This window comes from Flavobacterium sp. CG_9.1, assembly GCF_015751645.1.
Taxonomy (GTDB): Bacteria; Bacteroidota; Bacteroidia; order Flavobacteriales; family Flavobacteriaceae; genus Flavobacterium; species Flavobacterium xanthum.
Genome location: NZ_JADOVC010000082.1, coordinates 1 through 1213, shown reverse-complemented (window position 1 = coordinate 1213; position 1213 = coordinate 1). Strand labels below are relative to the sequence as shown.

At 31.3% G+C, this 1213-nt stretch carries 1 protein-coding gene; it reads left to right on the top strand.

Annotated elements, in window-relative coordinates; translation table 11 throughout:
• Positions 1-115 precede the first annotated feature (115 nt).
• Positions 116-1213: an IS4 family transposase gene (locus IWX83_RS17095; RefSeq protein ID WP_073355801.1), complete on the top strand. Its 1098-nt coding sequence runs from the start codon at positions 116-118 to the stop codon at positions 1211-1213.

The window sequence follows — 1213 nt, the reverse complement described above, 5'->3', positions numbered from 1 at the left end:
TTCAGTACATGACAAAAATTATATTTCGCTGTTAGTCAGTAAAATACGAGGTAAGTATTAGGAAAAGAGACCGGTATTTTGTAAATTATAAGATTATTACTACATAATTTTTATAATGAAAAACACTAGTCTCGGAAGTAAAGATAGTACATTGATCTCGGTTTTACAAAGCCATTTTAAAGGAGAAATCAGTCTGCCAAGGGTCAAGCTCATTTGTTTATTTATAACGGCTTTATGCAAAATAAAGACAATTAATTATGATCGATTAGCCTCTGGATTTGACACAAAAGCGGCTAAGAGTAGTTCTTATAGGAGAATTCAAAGATTCATGAAAGAATTTGAATTCTCAATGAAATTAGTATCTACCTTGATATTTAATCTGTTGCCTTTACAGAGTGGTTTAGTATTGGTTTTAGATAGGACCAATTGGAAGTTTGGTTCTCAGAATATTAACATATTGATGTTGGGAATTAGCTACAAGAATGTAGCGTTTCCATTGATGTTTAAAATGTTAGATAAGCGAGGGAATTCAGATACCCAGGAACGAATCGAGTTAATCAACAAATATATCGAATGGTTTGGAAGTGAGACTATTGATTGTTTACTGGCAGACAGAGAGTTTATTGGAAATGAATGGTTAGGTTTTTTGAACCAAAACAACATTAGGTATTACATCCGAATAAGGAATAATTTCAAAATTTATTCCTACCAAAAGCAAAAAGAAATTAAAGCTTTTTGGCTTTTTAATCATTTAAAAGTAGGAGAATTTTATCACTATCCCAAAATAGTAGAATTACATGGACAAAGGTGCTATTTATCTGGAAGCAAAACTATCGATAGAGAGGGTAAAATGGAATTTTTAATTCTTGTTTCATTTAACAAGCCAGAGCAAGCTATGGAATATTACAGACAGAGATGGCAAATCGAAACACTATTCAGAGGCTTGAAAAGTAGTGGATTTAATATTGAAGATACTCATGTGACCGATTTACAAAGGCTCGAAAGACTTTTCTTGTTGACAATGATTGCTTTTGTTTGGTGCTACAAGATTGGGGACTATATCGACCAGAATAGTAAACCAATAAAAATAAAAACGCATGGAAGAAAAGCAATAAGTGTATTTAAATATGGATTAGACTTCTTGTCAAAATTTCTTTTGACTGGATTTAACAATCTAAATTACAGCTTATTTAGTTTTTTGTCATGTACTTAA